A 21,539-nucleotide genomic window follows, 5' to 3' on the forward strand; every position below is an offset into this window, starting at 1 on the left:
CGCCCACGAGGCGACATGACCGCCTCAGACACACTCGGGAACAATTGATGACGACACAGAGAACGGCTCGCCGGCGGCACGCCGGACGGCGTCGGCCGCTGCTGCTCGCGGCCTCTGCACTGGCGCTGGCCGGTGCGGTGGCGGTGCCGGTGGTGGCGCAGGCGACGGGCGAGAGGCCCTCCGGCGCATCGACGCGGCAGGCCGACTTCGCGGCCGCGGCGGCGGAGTTCGACGTACCTGAGCAACTGCTGCTGGCGGTGGCGTACCAGGAGTCGGCATGGGACGCGCATGCCGGGGAGCACAGCACGGACGGCGGCTACGGGCCGATGCATCTGACGGACGTCACGCCGTCGATGCTCTCCGCCGGCGACGCGGGCATGGCCGGCCGGGCGGACGTGTCCGGACTCGCCGCGGACCCGGCGCTGCACACGCTCCAGGCGGCGGCGAAGCTCACCGGCCTGTCCGCGGAGGACCTGCGTACCGACCCGAAGGCCAACATCCGTGGCGGGGCCGCACTGCTGGCGTCGTATCAGGAGGCGACCGGCGGTGAGGCGTCCGCGGATCCGGACGACTGGTACGGCGCGGTGGCCCGCTACAGCCAGTCCACGCATCGGCAGGGTGCCCGGGCGTTCGCCGACCGGGTCTACGCCACGCTGAAGAAGGGCGTGAAGCGCACCACCGCCGACGGACAGCGTGTGGCGCTGACGGCCGCGACGGGAGTGAAGCCGGCCACCGGCCAGCTGGACCGACTGCGCCTGACCTCGGCGGCGACGGCCGGCACCGAGTGCCCGGACACCGTGGACTGCACCTTCGTACCGGCCGCCCCGTCCAACGGCCAGGTCTCCGACCGTCCGGCCAACGGGATCCGGATCGACTCGATCGTCATCCACGACACCGAGTCCTCGTACGAGTCGGCGATAGCCACGTTCCAGACCCCGGGCGGGAGTTCCGCGCACTACGTGATGCGGTCCGCCGACGGCGCGGTCACGCAGATGGTCCCCACGAAGGACCTGGCGTTCCACGCGGGCAACTACTCGACCAACATGCACTCCATCGGCATCGAGCATGAGGGCTACGCCGCGCACGGGGCGACCTGGTACACCGAGGCCCAGTACGAGGCGACCGCGGAGCTGGTGAAGTACCTGGCCGAGCGCTTCGGCATCCCGCTCGACCGGCAGCACCTCATCGGCCACGACAACGTTGTCGGTCCGACGTCCGCCACGGTGTCGGGCATGCACTGGGACCCGGGACCGTCCTGGGACTGGGAGCACTTCATGGCCCTGGTCGGCGCCCCGCTGACCGGCAAGCACGGCGTCGGGAGGGCCGGCAGCGTCGTCACCATCGCTCCTGGCTTCGCGGACAACCGGCAGACCGTCCGGATCTGCCCGTCCGACGACCCGACCGGCGCCACCCCTGCCTGCACGGACCTCGAGCAGCCCGCCAACTTCGTCTACCTGCGCACCGCGCCGAGCGACACCGCGCCGCTCTTCGGTGAACAGTCCATCCACCCCGGCGCCGCCGGGACCACCCGGATCAACGACTGGGGCAGCACCGCCCAGGCCGGCCAGCAGTTCGTCGTCGCCGGCAAGCAGGGCGCCTGGACCGCGATCTGGTTCAGCGGCAGCAAGGTGTGGTTCCACAACCCGAAGGGCCGGAACACGATCCCCGCCCACGGCGTGACCATCGTCAAGAGCGGCAGGACCTCCGACACCCCGCCGGTGAAGGTGTACGGCTCCAGCTACCCGGACGCCTCTGAGTACCCGGCCGGCTACGGCGCCTCGACCCAGGCCCCGCTGAGCATGTACGACATCCCGTCCGGCCAGGCGTACGTCGCCACCGCGCCGCCGGCGCTGACCGACGACTACTTCAAGAGCGACGGCAAGGTCGTCTTCGGCGCCAGGAAGATGTACACGATCCAGTACAACCACCGCACCGCGCTGGTCTACGAGGGCGACGTCAGCGCCCAGAACCCGGCCAATCCTCACAGCCACCGCTGACACACGGCACCGCACGGCATTTGTGGTGGTGTCCAGGACATGCGTCCCGGACACCACCACGCGCGCTCCGGGACGGCCACGGCCCCCTCCACGGCGCCGCCACCAGGGCAGGCTGATCCCCAACGGCGGTGCCCCCTCGAACCGAGGGGGCGCCGCCCTTTCGGCATGGGCCGGGGTCGCGTCACTTTCGGACGCGGATGAAGTCGGCGCCTGGCGCGTTCACGGAGCCGGCCCGGGTTCAGGCCCCGCCTGCGCCCCGGGCTCAGACCCCGCCTGAGCGCGGTGCTCCGCGACGCGACGACGCCTGTTCCCGGCCCTGCCCTTCGCCGGGCAGCCGCAGGGTGAACAAAGCCCCCTCACCATAGGAACTCTCGGCGGTGACGGTGCCTCCGTGGGCGTGCGCGAGATTGCGGACGATGGCGAGGCCGAGACCGCTGCCGCCCGTGCTGCGGCTGCGGGACTTCTCGGCACGCCAGAAGCGGTCGAACACCCGGGGCAGCTCCTCCGGCCGGATGCCGCCGCCCGTGTCGGCGACGGCGATGACGACGGCGTCGTCCTCCCGGCGTGCCGTGACCGTGACCGCGCCGCCGGGCGGGGTATGGCGGACGGCGTTGGACACGAGATTGGCGACGGCCTGGCGCAGGCGTACGGGGTCGGCGACGACGCTGCCGATGCCGTCGGCGATGTCCACGGACAGGGCGACGCCGGCGTGGTCGGCGCGTCCGCCGTGGGCGGTGGCGACCTGCTGGAGGAGTTCCCCGACGTCGCACGGCACCTTGTGCAGGCGCAACGCTCCGGCGTCGGAGGCCGCGAGGTCCTGGAGGTCGTCGACGATGTGCTGAAGGAGCAGTGCCTCTTCCAGCAGCGAGCCGACGAGCGCGCCGTCGGCCGGGACGACGCCGTCGTCGGCGGCTTCGAGCCAGCCGCGGATGTTGCTCAGTGGCGTGCGGAGCTCGTGGGCGATGTCGCCCACCATCTCGGTGCGCAGCCGTTCGAGCCTGGCTCGCTGCTGTGACATCTCGTTGAACACCTCCGCGAGGCGCCCGATCTCGTCCCTGCCGGTCACCTGTACGCGAGCGGCGACGTCGCCCGCCTTCACGCGCTGGGCGGCCGCCGTGAGGGCGCGCAGTGGCCTGACCAGCTGCAGACCCAGGCCGGTGGTGACCGCGACGGTCAGCAGGAGCACGCTTCCCACAACCCCGGCCATGCGGAGCCGGTTGGGCGCGGAGAGATCGAACGGGGACGCGGCGGCGGCGTTGTCCGGGGAGCCGATGAAGAGCAGCGCGGCCGGGGCCACGTACGGGGCGAGTTGCTCGCGGCGTGCGCTGTCCAGGCAGGAGGAGACCAGCGCCTCGTTCACGGGGTCGCGGGTTGCGGTGGCCCTCCATGTCAGATCCAGGGCGAGTTGTACGGGTCCGCTGCCCCGCCGGCCGAGGCACGCGTCGACCAGGGCGTCGAGCCGGGCGAGCGCACGGGACTCGCTGCGGGTGGGCCGGTCCAGTACCTCGTCGGCGCAGCGGTCGCCGGTGTAGCCCGGCGAGTCCACGTGCGGCCGTCCGCCGGGAGCCGTGGTGACGGCGGCGGGCAGGCCGAGGCTGCGAAGGCAGGTGACGCGGCGCTGCGCGAGGGCGGTCAGCCGTGTCCGTTCCGCCCGGGTCAGACGGAAGGGGCCGGCGGCACGGGAGTCGATGCGGTCGTCGCTCCTGGTTCGCGAGACGCCGGCGTCGACGGCGAGCGGGTCCACGGTCGCCGACGCCCGGTCCGGCAGCGGGGTCCGGTGGCCGGCCCCGGCTGCGTCGGCGGAGTCGGCGATCGGCCGGCGATCCTGCGTGGTGAGGACGACGCGGTGCCCGGTCTCGCGGGCGAGGCGGTCCACCAGAGGCTGCACACCCCGCCAGTCGGTGTGCGTGGCGGCCCGGCCCAGGAGGGCTTCGTAGATCCGGGCGTCCTCGGAGATGGCCTGGCCCTGCTCCTGCCGGATCGCCCGGGTGGTCGTACGGACCGCGAGCCAGGCGGTGGCGGCGATCGAGCACACGGAGACCAGCACCGACAGCGCGAGCAGCCGCACCACCAGGCTGCTGGGGAAGCGGCGGCTCATGCGGAGTCGGACAGGACGTAGCCGACCCCGTACACGGTGAGCAGCCGCACCGGACGGGCGGGATCGGCCTCGATCTTCCGGCGGAGGTTCATGACGTGGGTGTCCACCGTCCGCACGGTGAAGTAGCGCCCCGTGCCATGGAGCTGCCCGAGGATCTGCTCGCGGGTGAAGACCCGGCCCGGCTGGGCGGCGAGCGTCTCCAGCAGCCGGAACTCCCCTGGGGTGCAGTCCACGGTGGTGCCGTCGCAGATCACCTCGTGCCGGGCGGGGTCGATGCGCAGTCCGCCGACGGTCAGCGTCGGGTCGGGTTCCGGGGCGGGCGGTCCGGAGGGCCGGGTGCGGCGCAGCAGGGTGCGCACCCGGGCGGTCAGCTCCCGCGGGCTGTACGGCTTCGACATGTAGTCGTCGGCGCCCAGGTCCAGGCCGAGCAGGAGGTCGTCCTCGGTGCAGCGGGCGGTCAGCATCAGCACCGGCAGCTCGGATTCGCGGCGCAGGATGCGGCAGACGTCGAGCCCGTCGACCTTCGGCATCATCACGTCCAGTACGAGCAGGTGCGGTGGGTCGCGGCGCAGCTCCTCCAGTGCGGCGCGGCCGTCGTGGACGACGGTGACCGAGTGCCCCTCGTGCTCGAGGTACACCCGCAGCAGCTGTGCCTGCTTCTCGTCGTCCTCGGCCACCAGTATGTGTGCGCTCATGGCCGGGAGTATAAGTACGCCAAGTGGCGTATTTGCGGCTTCGGCGGGCCGCCCGCGCAGGACCACGGGAGGCCGACCGCTTCCTGACAGGTTTCCGACATTCACCGGCCATGATCAGGCGGCATGACCCATCCGTACCCTCCGTACCGCGTGCTCGGCACGGCCGCCGCGGTCTTCTGTGCCGTCCTGCTCACCGGCTGCGGCGGCTCCGCCGGGGGCACCGGCGCGGCGTCCGGCAAGCAGTCCGGGGAGGGCGACGTGGCCTCCGTGGCGACCGGCACCCCCTCGGCCGCGCCGCGATCTCCGTCCGCCGCGCCCCCGGCCGACAGCGAGCAGGGCCGTCCGCAGTTGCGCCTGGACAGCTCCGACGCCGAGCGCGACCGCTACTGGAACGCCTACGCCGCCTGCCTGAAGGACCACGGTCACAAGATGATCCTGGCCCGCGGCCCCTACTCCGTCGACCAGCACGACAACAGCCCCACCGCCAAGGCCGCCCGGAAGACGTGCGCGGGCAAACTACCCCTCCAGCCATCGGAGTTGCGGCGCGACTCCAACCCGCACTACGACGACGACTACCGCGCCTACATCACGTGCCTGAACGACCGCGGACTCAAGGTCGTCGCCCTGCCCGACAACTCCGGCTGGACCTACGACGGCCAGCCCACGATGAGCGACACCGAACAGACCAAGGCCGACAAGAGCTGCACGATGGAGGCCTTCGGTGACAAGAACCGCTGATCACCGCCTCCCGAGGCGGCGTCGGCGCCGGCTCACCGTGGCCCTGGCCGTTCTCCTGACCGCGGGCGGCGCCGGAGGGGCCACCGCGGCCTGGAGCGCGCGGCAGGGCGGCCCGCAGACCGCGCCGGAACACCCGATCCGGCTCGACACCGTCAAGGTCATCAGGACCGACCTGTCCACCGACAGGACCCTGCCCGGCACGCTCGGCTACGGCCCGCCGCGCACCCTCAAGGGCACGGGCTCCGGAGTGCTCACCAAGCTGCCGGCGCCCGGCGCGAAGGCCGTCCGGGGCAAGCCCCTGTACTGGGTGAACGACCAGCCCGTGACCGTCTTCCTCGGCGACACCCCCTTCTTCAGAGCGCTGGACAAGCCGGGGCTGCGCGGGCGGGACGTCACCGTCCTGGCGGACAACCTGCGGGCCCTCGGCTACGGCACCGGGCACACCGCGGGCCGCGCGCCCGCGCCCGGCGTCACCGAGTTCACACCCGAGCTGAGCGCGGCCCTGAAGCGGTGGCAGCGCGACACCGGCCAGGAGGCGACGGGGACGCTCACACCTGGCCGGGCGCTCGTCCTGCCGGGACCGGCGAGGGTCAACACCGTGACCGCCGTCCCGGGCGACCCGGTCGAAGGTGAGGTGCTGACGTACACCACCACCGCGAAGTCGGTGGCCGTGAGCGTGGACGCCACCGAGGTCGGCGCCCTCCGCAAGGGGCAGAGCGTCGTGATCACCCTGCCCGACAGCCGGGAGATCCCCGGCACGGTCACCACCGTCGCACGCGCCGTCCAGGGCGGTTCCGCCGATGACCAGACCGCGCAGGCAGGACCTCCCACGGTCGCCGTCACCATCACGCCGCGGCACGCCGCCGACGTGAAGGGGCTGGACTCCGCCTCCGTCCAGGTCCGCTTCACCGCGACCGACCGCAGGGGCGTCCTGGCCGTCCCGGTCACCGCGCTCCTCGCCCTGAGCGAAGGCGGCTACGCACTGCAGCGCCCCGATGCCTCCCTGATCCCGGTGGACACAGGGGTGTTCGCCGACGGAATGGTGGAAGTGAGCGGCGCGGGCCTCAGCGAGGGCATGACGGTGGTGACCGCCTCATGAACACCGCAGGGCCGGCCCCCGCCCTCGTCGTCCATGAGGTCACCAAGACCTACGCGGGAGACGTCACCGCCCTGGACGAGGTGTCGCTCACCGTCGAGGAAGGCGAACTCCTCGCCATCCTGGGACCCTCCGGCTCGGGGAAGTCCACGCTGCTGCACATCATGGGCACCCTCGACCGGCCGACGAGCGGCACGGTCGAGATCGCCGGACACGCCGCCGCCGGACTGTCCGACCGGAACCTGTCCGCGCTGCGCGCCCGACTGCTCGGCTTCGTCTTCCAGCACTTCCACCTCACCGACGGCCTCGACGCGACGGAGAACGTGGCGACCGGCCTGCTCTACGCGGGCGTCCCACGACGGCTGCGCCGCCCCCGCGCCGAAGAGGCGCTGGCCCGGGTCGGCCTCGCGCACCGCACCCGCCACCTCCCTCAGCAACTGTCCGGCGGCGAACGGCAACGCGTCGCCATCGCCCGCGCACTGGTCAACGAACCCGCCCTGGTCCTCGCGGACGAACCGACCGGGGCCCTCGACAGCGCCAACGGGCGCGCCGTACTCGACCTGCTCACCGGGCTGAACCAGGAAGGCACCACCATCGCGGTCATCACCCACGACCGGGACATCGCGGCCCGTCTGCCACGCAGGATCCGACTGCACGACGGCCGGATCGCCTCGGACAGCGCCACCCGCGCGGACGCCTGGAGCCCGGCATGAACCGACCGATCAGACTGTCCCCCCTCGACGTCCTGAGGCTCGGCCTGCTCGGCCTGCGCACCCGAAGGACCCGTGCCGCGCTGTCCGCACTGGGCATCGCGATCGGCATCGCCACCCTGGTCGTCGTCACCGGCATCCCCGCCTCCAGCCAGCGGGCCCTCATGGACGAGCTGTCGGCGCTCGGCACCAACATGCTCCGCGCGCAGCCGCAGCCCGACGCCGAACAGAAGGCACTTCTTCCGGAGGCCGCCGACGCCATGGCGGCCCGGATCGGCCCCGTCACCAGCGCCACCGCGGTGGCCAACACCCACACCACTGTGCGGCGTTCCGACCTGGCCGACCCCAATGACTCGATCGGGCTGAGCGTGCTGGCCGCCAGGACCAATCTGCTGACCACGGTCGGCGGCACCATCCGATCCGGCCGGTTCCTCGACCACGCCACCGAGAGCTTCCCCACGGCCGTCCTGGGCGCGCGCTCCGCGGCGCGACTGGGCATCGACCGCGTCACCCCGGGACGGGAGCCGCTGGTGACGATCGGCACCCGCCGGTTCACGGTGATCGGCGTTCTCGGGCCGATGCCGCTCACGCCCGATCTGGAGAGCTCCGTACTGGTCGGCTGGGACGCCGCACGCGACGTACTCGCCTTCGACGGCCACCCCACCGTGGTCTACGTGAAGGCGCGGGAGTCGCGGATCGAGGCCGTACGCGCCGTCCTGCCCGCCACCGTCAATCCGGAGCTGCCCGGACTCGTCCAGGTCAGCCGGCCCTCCGACGCCCTGGCCGCCAAGCGCGCCACCGAGCACACCTTCTCCGCCCTGTTCCTCGGTCTTGCCGGGGTCGCCCTGCTGGTCGGCGGTATCGGAGTGGCCAACACCATGTTCGTGTCCGTCCTGGAACGACGCCGCGAGATCGGTCTGCGCCGTGCCCTGGGCGCCAACCGCCGTCAGATTCGGGGGCAGTTCCTGACGGAATCCGTCGTGCTGTCCGTCCTGGGCGGACTGAGCGGCACCGTGCTGGGCGCCGTGGGGACGGCCGGTTACGCGATGTGGCAGTCGTGGCCGCCGGTCCTGCCACCCCTCGCGCTCGGAAGCGGTCTGGCCGGCGCGATCGTCGTGGGCGCCGTGGCGGGCGTCTACCCGGCACTGCGCGCCTCGCGGCTGCCCCCGACGCAAGCCCTGTCGGCGGTCTGACGCCGGCTCGGCGGATCAGGCTGAATTTCCGTGCCGGCACCGCGAGCCGCAACAAGGAAGTGCTCCAGGCCAGTGTCCCCGGCCGGCCCCCGGGAGAGGGGCCGGCCAGGAATGCGGCGCGTCGCGCTGTCGCTCGAACCGGCCTTGCCTACTGGCGCGCCAGGAGAAGATCAATGGCGTCGGTGACGCCGTCGACGGTGTGGTGCGGGGTGGGGAGGCCTTCGGGCCACGAACGTCCCCGAACCCAGATGGTGCGGATGCCGGCCCGGTGCCCGCCGGCGACATCGGCGGTGGGGCTGTCGCCCGTCATCCACGCCTCGGCGGACAGAGGCGTGCGGCAGCGTCCGGCCGCGAGGGCGAACAGCCTGGTGTCGGGCTTGCGGACGTCGATGTCGCCCGAGACCGCCACTCCGTCCACGAGGTCGGCGAGCCCTGTCGCGCCGATCTTGGCGCGTTGCACGTCGGAGGCCCCGTTGGCGACGATGCCGATGCTCCAGTCGTCCGCCCGCAGGCGCTCCAGTCCTCGGAGAACCGCGGGGTCGCAGGTGACGGCGCCCGCCATCCGGTCGACGAACTCGTCCCACAACGGCCCGACCCCGGTGTCCAGTGCGTACTCGTGGCGCAGCCGCACGAAGTCGTCGGCATTGGCGCGGTCGGCGAGTTCACTGAGCATCCAGGCCCTGATCTCCGTGCCGAAGCCGTGCTCCAGGCACAACGCCGTCACCGCGTCGACGAAGGACGTCCGCCGGCGTACGAGGGTGCCATCCAGGTCGAACAGCGCCAGTGCGTGACGCGGGTCCATCTGCCCGCCCTCCTGGATTGTCGGACCTCGAGCAAACCGAGACAACGACGGCGCCGCTTTTCTCGCTTCAGCGATCTCGCCGCACCGCGCGCAGTCGTTTCACTTGAGAACTTCCAGAAGCCGGTCGGCCAGCACCGAGGCGGAGTGAGGATTCTGGCCTGTGACGAGGTTGCGGTCCTCGACCATGTAGGGCTCCCAGATCGGGCCGCGGCTGTAGTCGACGCCGACCTGTTCCTTGAGCGCTGTCTCAAGCAGCCACGTCGCCTTGGGGGCCAGTCCGACCGCTTCCTCCTCCTCGTTGGTGAAGCCCGTGACCCGGTAACCCCTGAAGGGTGATTCCCCGTGGATCCGGGTGGCCAGCAACGAGGCGGGGGCGTGACAGACGATGAAGAGCGGCTTGCCCGAGGCGAGTTGCGCCGACAGCAGGCGGCCGGCGTCGGCATCCCACGCCAGGTCCGCCATCGGGCCGTGGCCGCCCGGAAGGTAGACCGCGTTGTAATCCTCGAGGCGGACATGCGACAGCGCCAGCGGACGCCGCATGACCTCCGCGGAACGGATGATCGCCTCGAGTTCCAGGGCGCCTTCCTCGCCACCCGCCATGGAGGGGCGCAGGCTCATCATGTCGACGTTCGGGACGACACCTCCCGGCGTCGCCACGACCACGTCATGCCCGGCTTCCGTGACCTTCTTGTACGGCACCGCGAACTCTTCGGCCCAGTACCCGGTGGCATACCTGGTGCCGTCCTTGAGCACCCAGTACGTCGCACCGCTCACGATGAAAAGAACCGTCGCCATCAGGCCCACCTCCCGGCCTCACGTGATGCCCTAACCAAAGCCTAGGGTTGGCCCCGAACAGCCGCATGTGGGGTCGACCAGCGGTACGAGGTGCCACCGCCAGCGGTGCGGGACGGGGGCGAGGACGCCGGGCGAAGGCCGGGCACTGGGCTTTCCAGATCGTCGAGGAGGTGGTGCTCGTGGGGTTTCTCCTGGCCCGCCCCGCTCGGAGCCGGCTGCCGCCCTACGCCGTCGGGGCCGTGACAGCGTTGATCACCACCGTGCCGAGCGGGCGCAGTGGCGCCTCGGTGAACCCCTCGCGGCAGTTCGGCCCGGCTCTGTTCGCCGACGGGACAGGGTTGTTGTGGGCGCATCTGCTCGCCCCGATGGCCGGCGCGGTGGCCGGCGCGGTGGCCGGCGCGGGGGCGCACCGGCTGCTGCGGTGCTGCCTGCACATTCCGAGGCCGTGCACGCACCGGATGTGTGGGCAGGACGCGGGCTCGGCCTGTCGTTGAGGGGTACGGGCACCGGCCCCGGCGGGTGGTCCGGTCAGCGGTCGGCCATGGGGGTGACCAGGCCCGCGTCATAGGCGAGGATCACGGCCTGGACCCGGTCGCGCAGGTCGAACTTCTCCAGGATGTGTGCGACGTGGGTCTTCACGGTGGCCTCGCTGACCACCAGTTCGGTGGCGATCTCGGCGTTCGACAGGCCCCGCGTCAGGGCTCTCAGCACGTCCAGTTCGCGGCCGGTCAGCCGCTCCAGGCTCGGCGGCGTGGTGTCCGCGGTGCCGTCGTCGAGCCGGGCGAAGCGCTCGAGGAGCCGTCGCGTGACGCGCGGGGCGATCACGGCCTCGCCGGAGGCGACGACGCGGATGGCTTCGATGAGGGATGCCGCCGGGCCGTCCTTGACGAGGAAGCCACTGGCGCCGGCGCGCAGTGCGTCGACGACGTGTTCGTCCAGGTCGAACGTGGTGAGGATGATGACCTTGGTGGGCAGCCCGGCCGCGACGATCGTCCGGGTCGCCTTGACGCCGTCCATCCTGGGCATGCGGATGTCCATGAGGATGACGTCCGGCTGCAGGGCGCGGGCGTCCTCGACGGCGCTCGCCCCGTCGCCCGCCTCGCCGACGACATTGAGGTCCGGCTCGGCCTCCAGGATGAACCGGAACCCGGTACGGATCATCGGCTGGTCATCGACGAGCAGTACGCGAATTGCGCCCATGGCGCACCGTTCCTTCCTCGGCTTCGCAGCCTTCCTCCCTCAGCGGGGCGGGTACGACGGCGCGGACGAGGAATCCGCCGCCGGGACGAGGGCCCGTCTCCAAGCGCCCGCCGACGGCGGAGACCCGTTCGCGCATGCCGACCAGTCCGTGACCGCCGTCGGCCGACGCGGCGGTCGCGACGAGGCCGGCGTCCGCCGCGCGCCCCTCGTCGCTGACGGTGACCACGAGTTCTTCCGGCCGCCAGTCCAGGGTGACGCCGGCGCGGGTGCGGCCGGCGTGCTTGAGGGTGTTGGTCAGCGCCTCCTGCACGATGCGGTAGACCGTGAGCTCCGTCCCCGCGGGCAGTGGGCGCGGGGCGCCCAGGGTGGTGGACCGCACGCGCAGTCCGGCGTCGCCGACCGCCGCCAGCAGGCCGGGGATCTCGTCGATGTGCGGCTGCGGCGGGCGTCGCGCGGGTTCCTCGTCCTCTTCGGTGCGCAGGACGTTCAACAGCCGGCGCAGTTCGACGACGGTGGCCCGGCCGGTCTGCTCCACGCCCGTGTGCAGCTCGTGTGCCTTGCCCGGATCGCGGTCGAGCAAACGGTCGGCGGCGATGGTCTGCACGATCATCAGGCTCACGTTGTGCGCGACGATGTCGTGCAGCTCGCGGGCGATGCGGGCGCGTTCCTGGGCCACGGCCGCGCGTGCGTTGGCGGTCTTCTCCCGCTCCGCGGCGGCGGCGCGCTCCACGATGTCGGAGGCGATCGCGCGCCGGGCGCGGGCGAGTTCGCCCAGCGCCCACGCCGCGACCAGCAGGACGTTCATCGTGACCGCAGCGGAGAGCCGGTACCCCGGGTCGAGTTCGATCTCCGCGAGGCTGGCCGCCAGGACGACCCCGGCCAGCAGCGCGAACGAGGACGACCGGCGGACCCGCAGCGCGGTGAGGAAGACCGTCACGGCGACGGCGAGGTAGACGGGACCGATCGACACGCCGTGCCCCCCGACCGGCTGGGGTACGTACGCCATCCCCTGGAGGGCTGCGGCCGCGAGTGAGACGACCACCAGCACCGGGACCGGCCACCGCCGGTGCACGACCAGTGGCAGTCCCGTGAGCACCGCCAGCGCGATCCCCAGCGGGGCCGTGCCGGGACCGCCCGGGAGCGTGACGGTGTTGACCACCGTCGACAGCGACCCCAGGACGAGCAGGACGGCGAGCACCGTGTCGATCACGGAGCTCGGCACCCGCCGCCTGGCGATCGCGTCGAAGAAGGTCATGAACCCACCGTAGTCCGCGCCGGTCCGGGCCACCTCGGCACCGATCACGAGGTTCCGCGGCCTCTGTCATCCGCAGTGCTGTCATCCCTCCGGAGGAGCGCGGCCGTGCCGGGCCGGGGTCTGTGCTCGTCCCTCGGACCGAGCGGAACAACGTGCTCCCTCGCGCTGATGACCGGGGAGTTCCGCACCGCGACCGACGGTCGTGGCGTGCGTCGGCCGAAGGCTTGACCACAGTGGTTCCTGCGGCGCGCGGGAGCCGTACCAGCCCCGCGAAGGGAACTTCCGTGTTCGACCGTCTCGGCGGTGCCGTCACCCGGCGGCCCGTCCTCGTCATCCTTGCCTGGGCGGCGGTGCTGCTGGCCCTGACCGGTGTGGGCGTCGGCTACGCCGGTGCCCACCACTGGAACGACACCAACGACGCACGTCAGAGCAGCGGCCTGCCCGCCCAGTACGAATCGGCCAGGGCCCAGAGCATCGCCGACCGGGCCTTCGGCAAGCCAGACGACCGCGGCAGGGCCACCCTGGTCCTGACCAGGGCCGACGACCGCCCGTTGACCCGGGCGGACGTGGCGAGCGCCGAGCACCTTGTGGAGCGACTGGACCGGAGGGCCGCGCGGCGTACGCGCCCAGCCGCCGTCCGTGTCGACACCGGTCCCGGACAGGTGTCGCCGGACCACAGGGTGTTGTTGGCCGAGGCCGTGTTCGGCGAACCGTCGGACGACCAGGCGGCCCAGAAAGCGGCGACCGACCTGGACCGGGACGTCACCGAGGCGACCGAGGGCACCCCACTGCGAGGTCATCTGACGGGCGAGACCGCCGCGACGGCCGACGACTCGCGGATGAGCGCCATCGTCATGTACGCCATGATCGCAGTGGTGTTCGTGCTGCTGATCGCGTTGTTCAGGAGCCTGCTCATCGCCGTACTGAGCCTGGTGACGATCGCCCTGGTCGGCTTCGGTGTGACCGGGCTGCTCACCATCGGCGCCCACTTCGCCGGAGTGGGGATCGGCAAGACGGCCACCGAACTGCTGCCGGTGGTGCTCTTCGGCGTCGGCACGGACTACATCGTCTTCCTGCTCCACCGCTACCGCGAGCGGCTGCGCACCGGGCAGGACCACCGCCCGGCGATGGCCGGCGGCGTGGGCAGGGTGGGCGAAGCGGTGGTGTCCTCCGCCCTGGCGGTCGCGGTGTCCTTCGTGGCGCTGCTCGCCTCGCAGATGCCGGACTTCCGGGTCCTGGGCCCGGCGCTCGGCGTGTCCGTCCTGGTGATGCTCCTCGCGTCGCTGACGCTGGTCCCCGCGCTGTTCACGGTGCTGGGCAAGCGACTGGCGCGCAGGCCGTCCTGGCGGCGCTCTCCCGCGCCGCGCGTGACAGGGCCGGTGGCCGCTCTCGTCGCGCGGGCGCCGGCAGCCGTGGCCGGAGCGGCGACGCTCCTGCTGGCCGCGCTGGCCACGTTCGCCTTCGGATACAAGGCCGACTACGACCTGTCGCCGTACCAGAAGGGCAGTCATGCCGCCCAGGGCTACGCCGAGCTGAGGTCGGCGTTCCCCGAGGGCGTGCTGACCCCGACGCAGGTCATGGTGACCGCCGAGAAGGGCACGCTCACCGCTGCCCGGCTCGCACCGTACGCCGCCCGGCTGACGCACCTGCCGGACGTGGGGGACGCCCGCGTCGTGAGGGTGTCCGACGACGCGAAGGTGGCGCAGATCGACATGGTGCTCACTGTCAACCCCACCGGTACCCAGGCGCTGCGCGGGCACGAGGAGGTGCTCGCCCCCAGGGCCCACGCTCTCGCCCCACCGGGCACCTCGGTCGCCCTCGGCGGTCTCACCGCGGCGTACGCGGACACCGGCAAGGTTGTCAGCCACGACCTGCGGCTGATCATCCCGATCGCGGCCGTGGCGATCGGCCTGATCCTGCTGCTCACGCTGCGGGCGGTGCTCGCCCCGCTGTACCTGATGGCGGCCGTCGGCCTCGGCTTCGCGGCCACGCTGGGCTCGGCGGTGCTGCTCTTCCAGCACCTCCAGCACAAGCCAGGTGTCACCTTCACCGTGCCGCTGATCGTCTACCTCTTCGTCGCTTCGATCGGCACCGACTACAACATCCTGATGATCGCCCGGCTCCGTGAGGAACTGCTGCGCGGGGCGACCCCACGAGAGGCGGCCCGCTACGCGGTCACCCACGCCGGCCCCTCGGTCGCCGCCGCGGGCGTCATCCTCGCCGCGAGCTTCGGCGTCCTCGGCTTCAGCAGCTCCACCGCCTCCGTCGGGCTTCCGGTGGCGATGGGCGTCCTCCTTGCCACCTTCGTCACGTCGTGGCTGCTGATCCCGGCGCTGACGGCCCTGGTGGGACACCGGGCGTTCTGGCCCTCGCGCACAGGACGGCACCGTTCCGAAGGCGGAGCCCACCGGCGTCTCATCCCCGCGGACTACGAGGTGATTCGCTCTGGTGATTGACGGTTCACATGCTTTCGTACCGGAATCTGGAAACGGTCCAGCGGTGCGCGTAGGCGCACCGCGCCGAAACCGTCAGACCTCCAGGAAAGGCCATCCATGAGCACCACGCACTGTCCCTCCCCGACGCAGTCCCCGAAGGCCGTGCGGCACACCGCCGGACTCGGGCCGGACACGCGACTGCAGGAAGTGGGGATCGCCGTGCGGCGTGACGACGACGGCCGTGCGCTGGTGATGGTGTGCGGCGAGCTCGACGTGGCGGCCGCACCCCGGGTCCACGCGGTCCTGCAGGACTGCGCGGACCGGGGCGAGCACATCACCGTCGACCTGCGGGACCTGGTGTTCATCGACTGCTCCGGGCTGCGGCCCCTGGTCGCGGCGGCGGCCCTCTCCGCCCACCGGGGACGCCGCTTCACCATCGGGGCGGCGTCCGCTCCGGTGCGCCGTGTCCTCGGACTCACGCGACTCACACGGCTGCTGGACGAGGACCCGGCGCCGTGACGAGGGCGCGCGAGGCCGCATGGGCAGCCATGGCGGTCCGTGGTCAAGGGCGGTACCGGCCGGAAGGCGGTACCGCCCTTTGCCGCACTCGGCACCGAGGCGATCCGCGGGCGGCGCTCCGTACAGCGGGACGAGACCGGGCGGCCGCCCGGGCACGCGACAGGGCGGTCGTGCCCGCACCGCGGTGGACGACGCCACGCGCGCGTCCTGTGCGGCCCGGCCGTCCGAGCCGGCGCCACCGCGCGACTGGCCGGCGCGCGGCCGGACGTCGACCCCGGTGCGGTCGAGTGGTGCTGCGTGGCGGCGCCACGGCGTACGAGGCGGGGTACAGCGCCGACGAGGACCGCGAGGTGCTCCGATGCGGTACGACCGTGGGAACCGCGCTCTGCGCCCGACGGATCGCCGCGGCGAGTGCCTGCGTGAGGTGACGGCCCGGGCGGACCGGGTCCTGGCACGCCTCCCACCGGGCATCGCGGCGGGCGGCGACGTCCCGGCCGCCGCGCCGCGCCCACCGTCCGAACCCGAGCGGCCCGAGGCGCCCGAGGCAGGCGGACTGCCGCGAGCGCCCGCTCGCGTTCAGCCCGCGAGCAGGTCCGCCGGTGCCCCGCAACGGGCGCACCCCCGGCCCTGCCGTGACGGGTCCAGTGCCGCCCTCACCGGAGCGGGTACGGTCGTGCGGAGCGCGGCGTGCACCACGGGGGCCGTGAAGACAAGATCGTCACCGTCGACCGCCAGCAGCCCGGCCCGCAAGGCGGCGTCCACGTGGGCCGCGGCGTCCCGGCCGTCGAAGGCGTTGACAGCCAGGACCTCCCGCAGGCGGAACCGGGATCCGACGAGCGCGGCGAAGCGGAGGAACTCGGCGGTGGCGTGCCCGGCCCGGTCCACCAGGGCCAGTGCCGCTTCGACCAGGCTCACCGGCAGCCGCCCGCGTCCGGTGAGGTCGGCGCCCCGCGCGGCCGCACGGAGGGCCTCGGTGACCAGCCCCGGGTGTCCGCCGGTGAGCCGATGGACGTGAGCGGCTGTGCTCGGCAACCCGCGGTGGCAGGCCAGTTCGCCGACGTCGGCGGCGAGGAGCGGCTCCAGACTGAGCTGCTCGGCCTGGTACCCGAGCAGCGGAACCGTGCCCGGGGGCCGGTGCTCGGCGCCGATGGTGAGGAGCACCATCAGACGGTGGGGCACGCCGGCCACCGGCGTCGCGCCGGCCAGGCGCCGGACGGCCTCAATACTTTCCCGATCGGCATGGTGCGCGTCGTCCAGCGCGAGCAGCACCGGGTGTCGGGTGGCGATGCGAAGAACGAAGGACGCGACGGCCTCGAGCCTCGCCTCGTCCTGGGACGGCGCCTGGGAGCCCGAGGCGAAGGCGTGGCAGCCGCCGTCGAGCAGGACGTCCAGTTCCGGAAGGAACCGGCGCAGCGGCCGTTCCAGACCGGCCGCCGCGGCGCGTACCTCCTCCGGCGGGGCGGTGAGGCAGTGAGCCCGTACGGCGCGCACGAGAGCGGGTGCCTCCGACGCCTGCCCGGCGATGGGGTGCGCGGCCGTCAGGGCGACGGCGCCGTGGTCCTCCACATGCCGGCGCACCGCCGCCATCAGTGCGGTCTTGCCCATGCCCGAGGCGCCCCGGACGACCAGGGCCGCGGGCCGGCCGCCCAGCGCGGCTCGCCAGGCCCGCTCCAGTCGGCCCAGTTCGGCGTCGCGCCCCACGAGCCGGCCCCGGGGCGCAGTCACGCCCAGGGACCGGACCGGGGGCCGGGTCAGCAGGCACATCGTCTCGCCGCCGCGCAGCATCGCCTCGTGCAGGGCGGCCGTCCGCGGATCGGGGTCGGTGCCCAGGTCGGCGCGCAGCCTGCGGCGCAGCCGGTCGAAGGTGCGCAGCGCGGCACCGGCCGAGCCCTGGCCGTACTCCGCGGCCATCAGCGCCCTCCAGGCCGGTTCGTCGTACGGGTCGACAGCGATCGCCGCGCACGCCACCTCGGCGCAGCGCCGGTGGTCGCCGAGCCGCGCGGCGGCGAGCCACGCGGCCTCGCGGGCGCGGCGCAACTGCTGGTAGACGGCGCGGACCAGTTCCTCGGTCCATTCCTCGGCGGGGAACTCCTCCAGGGGTTGGCCCGCGGTCAGCATCTCGAGTGCGCGGCGTACGGCGACGTCCGCGACGGCGCTCTGCCCAGCCCCGAGGTGACGTTCGGACACGGACACGAGACGGGCGGCCTCGTCCACGTCCACCTGCCAGGCGCTGGTGTCCAGCCGGTAACCGGAACCGACGCGTTCCAGGCAGGGACCGGTGATCTTGCGGAGCCGGCTGATCAGCGAGGCGACGATCTGCTCCGCCGCCGGAGGCGGGTCCTGCGGCCACAGAGTGTCGACGACCTCGGCGAGGGCGACCACCCGGTTGCGGCGGACACCGAGCAAAGCGAGCAGAAGGGAGGCCCGGCCCCGGGGAATCACGGGGCGTCGGTCGGCTCCCGGATCCACGAGGTCGAGGGGGCCGATCAACCGCAGACGGATCGGGCCCGCGGACCGCCTCCGGTCGAACGCACGGGTGGTGGAAGTCATGGGACGGCTCTCTGTCGAACGCGGGCGGCGGGACGTCACCACCCGGCCCCACCTTCGGCGGGCGCCGCGACAGGCACCACCGGAGTATGGGACAGACCTCCCACGCATCGGGACACGCGGTGCGGTCAGCAGGCCTCCTCCAGCTCCGCGCGCACGGTCTTGGCCATGTCCGGCCAGGATTCGGTGAACCGCCGTACGCCCTCGGCCTCCAGGACCGCTGCCACATCGTCGTGGTCGATGCCCAGCGCGGTCGGCTTGCGCCGCACGATCACCGACTCCCCGTACGCGTCGCGGAGATCGGCACCACGGTTCTCCTCACGGCCGGCAAACCGGCATGCGGCCGCCGCTCGGTCCGTGGGGCTCGTCGCCCCGGGATCCAGGCTCGCGGCCGGCTTGCACGCGCGTTGCAGCCCGGTGGCGGTCGGCGGTGTGCAACACCCGTGCAATCCCGCGGTGGATCGTGGGAGCGAGCGGTCGGCGCGCTGCCGGGCCGCGAAGCCGTGGGCGCCCCCGCCCGCACCGCATCACCGGGAGGAACCGCATGGGCGCACGGGCGCCGGACAACGGCACGGGTACGTCGCAGGACGGCATGGCCTCCCGCGCCGACCGCGACACCCGCGGGGGAGGCGCGCACTGGCAAGCCTGGCTCGCGGAGTTCGCCGCGACCGCCGTTCTGCTGTTCGTCATGGCCACCTTGTTCCGGTGGCTCGCGGGTCCCGGAAGCCCTCTCGCCGAAGCGGTGCCGTCACAGGGGGGCCGCTTGGTGGTGGACGCCGTCGTCAGCGGTGCCACCGTCGGGTTGCTCATCCTCTCCCCGCTCGGGCGACGTTCGGGCGCGCACATGAACACGGCGGTCTCGGTGGCCTTCTGGCTGATGGGCGCGCTGCCCGGACGCGACCTCGCCCCCTACGCGGTGGCGCAACTGGCCGGTTCCGTGACGGGAGTGGCCGCGGGCCGGCTGCTGTGGGGTGGGGCACTGGCCGGGCCCGGACCGGACTTCGCGGCCGTCCGTGCCGCCCAAGGCGTCCCCGTTCCCCTGGTGTTCCTGTCGGAGGCCGTGGCCACCGCGCTGCTGCTGGCAGCGGTCACCCATGTCGCCGCCCGGCCCGGCCCGGCCCCACGCGTCCCACTGGTGGCGGGCGCGGCCGTGACGGTGCTGATCCTGCTCACCGGAGGATGGGCCGGCGGCAGCTTCAACCCGGCCCGGCAGTTCGGTCCCGGGCTCCTCGCGGGTGACACCGGGTGGCTGTGGGTGTACGCGCCGGCGCCACTCATCGCCGCCGTGCTCTTCGCCGCGGTCCGCTCCGCCCTGCCCGGGGCGCCCCCCCCTCCCCGGATGGAGTTCGGGCAGGCACCGCGATGACCCGATTCGAGGGTCAGTGGTCCCTTCCGGCAGGCATCGGCCCGCGCACTGGGCCGGTTGACATTCCCATCAGGCGCTCCCCGGCGCCCCCGCCCCACGGCACGCCTGCCGCGGCGGGCACCACGTCCCCCTTCGTCACACGGGAGAGTGTGCAATGACCGACACCTCGATCCAGCCCCGCAGAGCGGTACCCGAACCGCTCATCGCGCTCGGCCTCGCGGCCGGGCCGGTGGTGGCACTCGGCTTCACCCGGTTCGCCTACGCCCTGCTCCTGCCCGCCATGCGCGAAACGCTGGGCTGGAGTTACGCTGCCGCAGGCGCCATGAACACCGCCAACGCGCTCGGTTACATCCTCGGCGCCGGCACGGCGGCCTGGTGGTCGCGGCGCTTCGGTGCCCGGAGGGTGTTCGTGTGGGGCATGGCGCTCAGCGCAGTCGCGCTGCTGGCGTCCGCCGCCACTGGGGGCTTCGCCGCGCTGTCCGTCTTCCGTTTCGTCGGCGGCCTGGCCACCGCGGTGACCTTCGTCGTCGGATCGGCACTCGCGTCGCGGGTCCACACCGGCGGAAAGCAGGCCCGCTCGGCCACGATGGTCGGCACCTACATGGCCGGAGTCGGCATCGGGGTCGTCCTGTCGGGTGTCGTGGTGCCCTCGGCGCTGACCGCCTGGGGCGCCTCCGGCTGGCAGGGCGGCTGGCTGCTCATGGGCGTCCTGGCGCTGCTCGCCACGGGGCCGGCGGCGTGGGCGTCCCGGCACGTTCCCGCGGCGGCCGCGACCGCGGCCGGCAAAGAGCGTGGCGGCCTGAGGTTCCTCACCCCGACGTTCGCCTGGTACGTGCTGTTCGGGGCCGGCTACGTCTCGTACATGACGTTCGTCATCGCCCTGCTGCACAGCCAGGGCCTGGGGACGTGGTCCACCGCGGCGTTCTTCATCGTGCTCGGCGCCGCCTCGGCCGCAGCGACCTTGCTGGTGTGGGGCCGCGTGATCGGCCGGCTCAAGGGCGGCCTGGCCCCGGCGGCGGTTTCCGCCGTGGTGCTCGTCGGGGTGCTGCCGGTCCTGCTCTGGCACGGCCAGGTAGCGGCGATCATCTCGGCAGTGATCTTCGGCGGCAGCTTCATGGCCGGACCCACCGCGGTGACCGTCATCGCCCGGCGGACACTGCCCCCGCACGCCTGGACGTCCGGCATCGCCCTGCTCACCGTGGCATTCAGCGTCGGTCAGGCGGTCGGCCCGCTGATCTCCGGCCTGATGTCGGACACCTCGGGCGGCATCGCCAAGGGACTGTGGCTGTCGGTGATCCTCCTCGCCGTCTCTGCCGTGGTCGCCCTGGCCCAACGCGAGCGGGCGCACGTCGCCCAGCGGCACGACGATCACGCGGGCGCCACCGCCACCCGATCCGCTCGATCCGCCCAATCCGTCCAGCCCGCCCAGGGTCGTTGACCGGCCCGGGCCGAACAGGGAGTCCTACCGTGTTCCGACGCATCATGGTCGCCGTCGACAGCAGCAGCACCGACCACCTTTCCGTCCGCACCGCCACCGAACTGGCCGCGCGCACCGGCGCGTCGGTCCGCGTCCTGCACGTCGACCCCTCGGACGTCGTCTACGACACCGTCGTCGGCATGGAGGACGACGCCACCGCCCACAAGGTCCTCGAGGAGGCGGTGGCGACCCTGCGCAGGCACGGCGTCGAAGCCGAAGGCGAACTCGTCGACGCGCTGTTGTCGGACGTCCCGGGGGCGATCGCCGCCGCCGCACGCAGGTACGACGCCGATCTGATCGTCCTCGGCCCGCACTCCCGCACGCGCCTGGGGGCCTGGCTCTCTCCGCGCGTCACCGACGCGGTGGTGCACCACACGCGTATCGCCGTACTGCTCGTCCCCGAGAAGGAGTGAGGTGTCCAACCAGGGCCGGGACACCGCGCGGGACGCACCGCTCACCCCTGGGAGGACCATCCATGACCACTAGGCAGCAGTTGCTGTCCCACACCACCGCCGGCCTGCGCGATCACCTGCGGAACCGGGGCACTCGCCTTCGGAGCGGCTCTCGTGCCCACGTGGCTGTCACTGCGCAGACAACCGGTCTCGGCCATCGGAAC

The 21,539-nt window shown here is 72.8% G+C and carries 19 protein-coding genes; 11 read left to right on the forward strand and 8 right to left on the reverse strand.

Going from position 1 to position 21,539, the window contains the following annotated elements; all coding sequences use genetic code 11:
• Positions 1–47: 47 nt before the first annotated feature.
• On the forward strand, positions 48–1,997 hold the full coding sequence (locus tag AC3EUJ_RS31005; RefSeq protein ID WP_431967215.1) for an N-acetylmuramoyl-L-alanine amidase: 1,950 nt from the start codon (positions 48–50) through the stop codon (positions 1,995–1,997).
• A gap of 262 nt (positions 1,998–2,259) precedes the next feature.
• Here the strand turns inward: AC3EUJ_RS31005 and AC3EUJ_RS31010 are convergent, their stop codons facing one another.
• The gene (locus AC3EUJ_RS31010) at positions 2,260–4,095 is read right to left on the reverse strand and encodes a sensor histidine kinase (RefSeq protein ID WP_431967217.1); all 1,836 of its coding nucleotides are present in this window, start codon (positions 4,093–4,095) and stop codon (positions 2,260–2,262) included.
• Complete coding sequence (locus tag AC3EUJ_RS31015) at positions 4,092–4,790, reverse strand: response regulator transcription factor (RefSeq protein ID WP_431967219.1); 699 nt, start codon at positions 4,788–4,790, stop codon at positions 4,092–4,094. The genes AC3EUJ_RS31010 and AC3EUJ_RS31015 overlap by 4 nt, the downstream gene beginning before the upstream one ends.
• Positions 4,791–4,913: 123 nt before the next feature.
• Between AC3EUJ_RS31015 and AC3EUJ_RS31020 the strand changes: the two genes are divergently transcribed.
• From AC3EUJ_RS31020 to AC3EUJ_RS31035, 4 genes are read left to right on the forward strand one after another with little or no spacing between them, the layout of a single operon-like run.
• Positions 4,914–5,528, forward strand: a complete 615-nt coding sequence (locus AC3EUJ_RS31020) for a hypothetical protein (RefSeq protein ID WP_431967221.1) — start codon at positions 4,914–4,916, stop codon at positions 5,526–5,528.
• Positions 5,512–6,627: a hypothetical protein gene (locus AC3EUJ_RS31025; protein ID WP_431967223.1), complete on the forward strand. Its 1,116-nt coding sequence runs from the start codon at positions 5,512–5,514 to the stop codon at positions 6,625–6,627. The genes AC3EUJ_RS31020 and AC3EUJ_RS31025 overlap by 17 nt, the downstream gene beginning before the upstream one ends.
• Positions 6,624–7,337, forward strand: coding sequence for an ABC transporter ATP-binding protein (locus AC3EUJ_RS31030; protein WP_431967225.1), 714 nt, complete (start codon positions 6,624–6,626; stop codon positions 7,335–7,337). The genes AC3EUJ_RS31025 and AC3EUJ_RS31030 overlap by 4 nt, the downstream gene beginning before the upstream one ends.
• The gene (locus tag AC3EUJ_RS31035) at positions 7,334–8,527 is read left to right on the forward strand and encodes an ABC transporter permease (protein WP_431967227.1); all 1,194 of its coding nucleotides are present in this window, start codon (positions 7,334–7,336) and stop codon (positions 8,525–8,527) included. The genes AC3EUJ_RS31030 and AC3EUJ_RS31035 overlap by 4 nt, the downstream gene beginning before the upstream one ends.
• A 148-nt stretch (positions 8,528–8,675) precedes the next feature.
• On the opposite strand, the gene AC3EUJ_RS31040 is transcribed toward AC3EUJ_RS31035, so the two are convergent.
• Complete coding sequence (locus AC3EUJ_RS31040) at positions 8,676–9,329, reverse strand: HAD family hydrolase (protein ID WP_431967229.1); 654 nt, start codon at positions 9,327–9,329, stop codon at positions 8,676–8,678.
• A 99-nt stretch (positions 9,330–9,428) separates the two neighbouring features.
• Positions 9,429–10,124 carry a type 1 glutamine amidotransferase domain-containing protein gene (locus tag AC3EUJ_RS31045; protein ID WP_431967231.1) on the reverse strand — a complete coding sequence of 232 codons (696 nt, stop codon included), beginning with the start codon at positions 10,122–10,124 and terminating at the stop codon, positions 9,429–9,431.
• A gap of 65 nt (positions 10,125–10,189) precedes the next feature.
• On the opposite strand from AC3EUJ_RS31045, the gene AC3EUJ_RS31050 reads away from it, so the two are divergent.
• On the forward strand, positions 10,190–10,618 hold the full coding sequence (locus tag AC3EUJ_RS31050) for an aquaporin (RefSeq protein ID WP_488180980.1): 429 nt from the start codon (positions 10,190–10,192) through the stop codon (positions 10,616–10,618).
• Positions 10,619–10,652: 34 nt separating this feature from the next.
• Here the strand turns inward: AC3EUJ_RS31050 and AC3EUJ_RS31055 are convergent, their stop codons facing one another.
• Together AC3EUJ_RS31055 and AC3EUJ_RS31060 are read right to left on the reverse strand one after the other, a co-directional pair.
• Entirely contained in the window at positions 10,653–11,324 is a 672-nt protein-coding gene (locus AC3EUJ_RS31055) for a response regulator (RefSeq protein ID WP_431967235.1), read from the reverse strand.
• On the reverse strand, positions 11,293–12,579 hold the full coding sequence (locus AC3EUJ_RS31060) for a sensor histidine kinase (RefSeq protein WP_431967237.1): 1,287 nt from the start codon (positions 12,577–12,579) through the stop codon (positions 11,293–11,295). The genes AC3EUJ_RS31055 and AC3EUJ_RS31060 overlap by 32 nt, the downstream gene beginning before the upstream one ends.
• A 284-nt stretch (positions 12,580–12,863) precedes the next feature.
• Here AC3EUJ_RS31060 and AC3EUJ_RS31065 point away from each other — a divergent pair, with 284 nt between their 5' ends.
• Together AC3EUJ_RS31065 and AC3EUJ_RS31070 are read left to right on the forward strand one after the other, a co-directional pair.
• On the forward strand, positions 12,864–15,035 hold the full coding sequence (locus AC3EUJ_RS31065) for an MMPL family transporter (protein WP_431967239.1): 2,172 nt from the start codon (positions 12,864–12,866) through the stop codon (positions 15,033–15,035).
• Between the two features lie 96 nt (positions 15,036–15,131).
• On the forward strand, positions 15,132–15,533 hold the full coding sequence (locus tag AC3EUJ_RS31070; protein WP_431967241.1) for an STAS domain-containing protein: 402 nt from the start codon (positions 15,132–15,134) through the stop codon (positions 15,531–15,533).
• A gap of 576 nt (positions 15,534–16,109) precedes the next feature.
• Here the strand turns inward: AC3EUJ_RS31070 and AC3EUJ_RS31075 are convergent.
• Entirely contained in the window at positions 16,110–18,083 is a 1,974-nt protein-coding gene (locus AC3EUJ_RS31075; protein WP_431967243.1) for an ATP-binding protein, read from the reverse strand.
• 125 nt (positions 18,084–18,208) lie between these two features.
• Positions 18,209–18,349 (reverse strand): hypothetical protein, encoded by a 141-nt coding sequence (locus AC3EUJ_RS31080; RefSeq protein WP_431967245.1) that lies wholly within the window; start codon positions 18,347–18,349, stop codon positions 18,209–18,211.
• A gap of 275 nt (positions 18,350–18,624) precedes the next feature.
• Here AC3EUJ_RS31080 and AC3EUJ_RS31085 point away from each other — a divergent pair, with 275 nt between their 5' ends.
• The 3 genes from AC3EUJ_RS31085 to AC3EUJ_RS31095 all read left to right on the forward strand — a co-directional run bounded on the left by AC3EUJ_RS31085 (position 18,625) and on the right by AC3EUJ_RS31095 (position 21,336).
• Positions 18,625–19,446: an MIP/aquaporin family protein gene (locus tag AC3EUJ_RS31085; protein ID WP_431967246.1), complete on the forward strand. Its 822-nt coding sequence runs from the start codon at positions 18,625–18,627 to the stop codon at positions 19,444–19,446.
• A 154-nt stretch (positions 19,447–19,600) separates the two neighbouring features.
• Positions 19,601–20,884, forward strand: a complete 1,284-nt coding sequence (locus AC3EUJ_RS31090; RefSeq protein ID WP_431967248.1) for a YbfB/YjiJ family MFS transporter — start codon at positions 19,601–19,603, stop codon at positions 20,882–20,884.
• Positions 20,885–20,913: 29 nt separating this feature from the next.
• Positions 20,914–21,336 (forward strand): universal stress protein, encoded by a 423-nt coding sequence (locus tag AC3EUJ_RS31095; protein ID WP_431967250.1) that lies wholly within the window; start codon positions 20,914–20,916, stop codon positions 21,334–21,336.
• The last annotated feature ends 203 nt before the right edge of the window (positions 21,337–21,539 follow it).

Source organism: Actinacidiphila sp. bgisy160, from assembly GCF_057707815.1.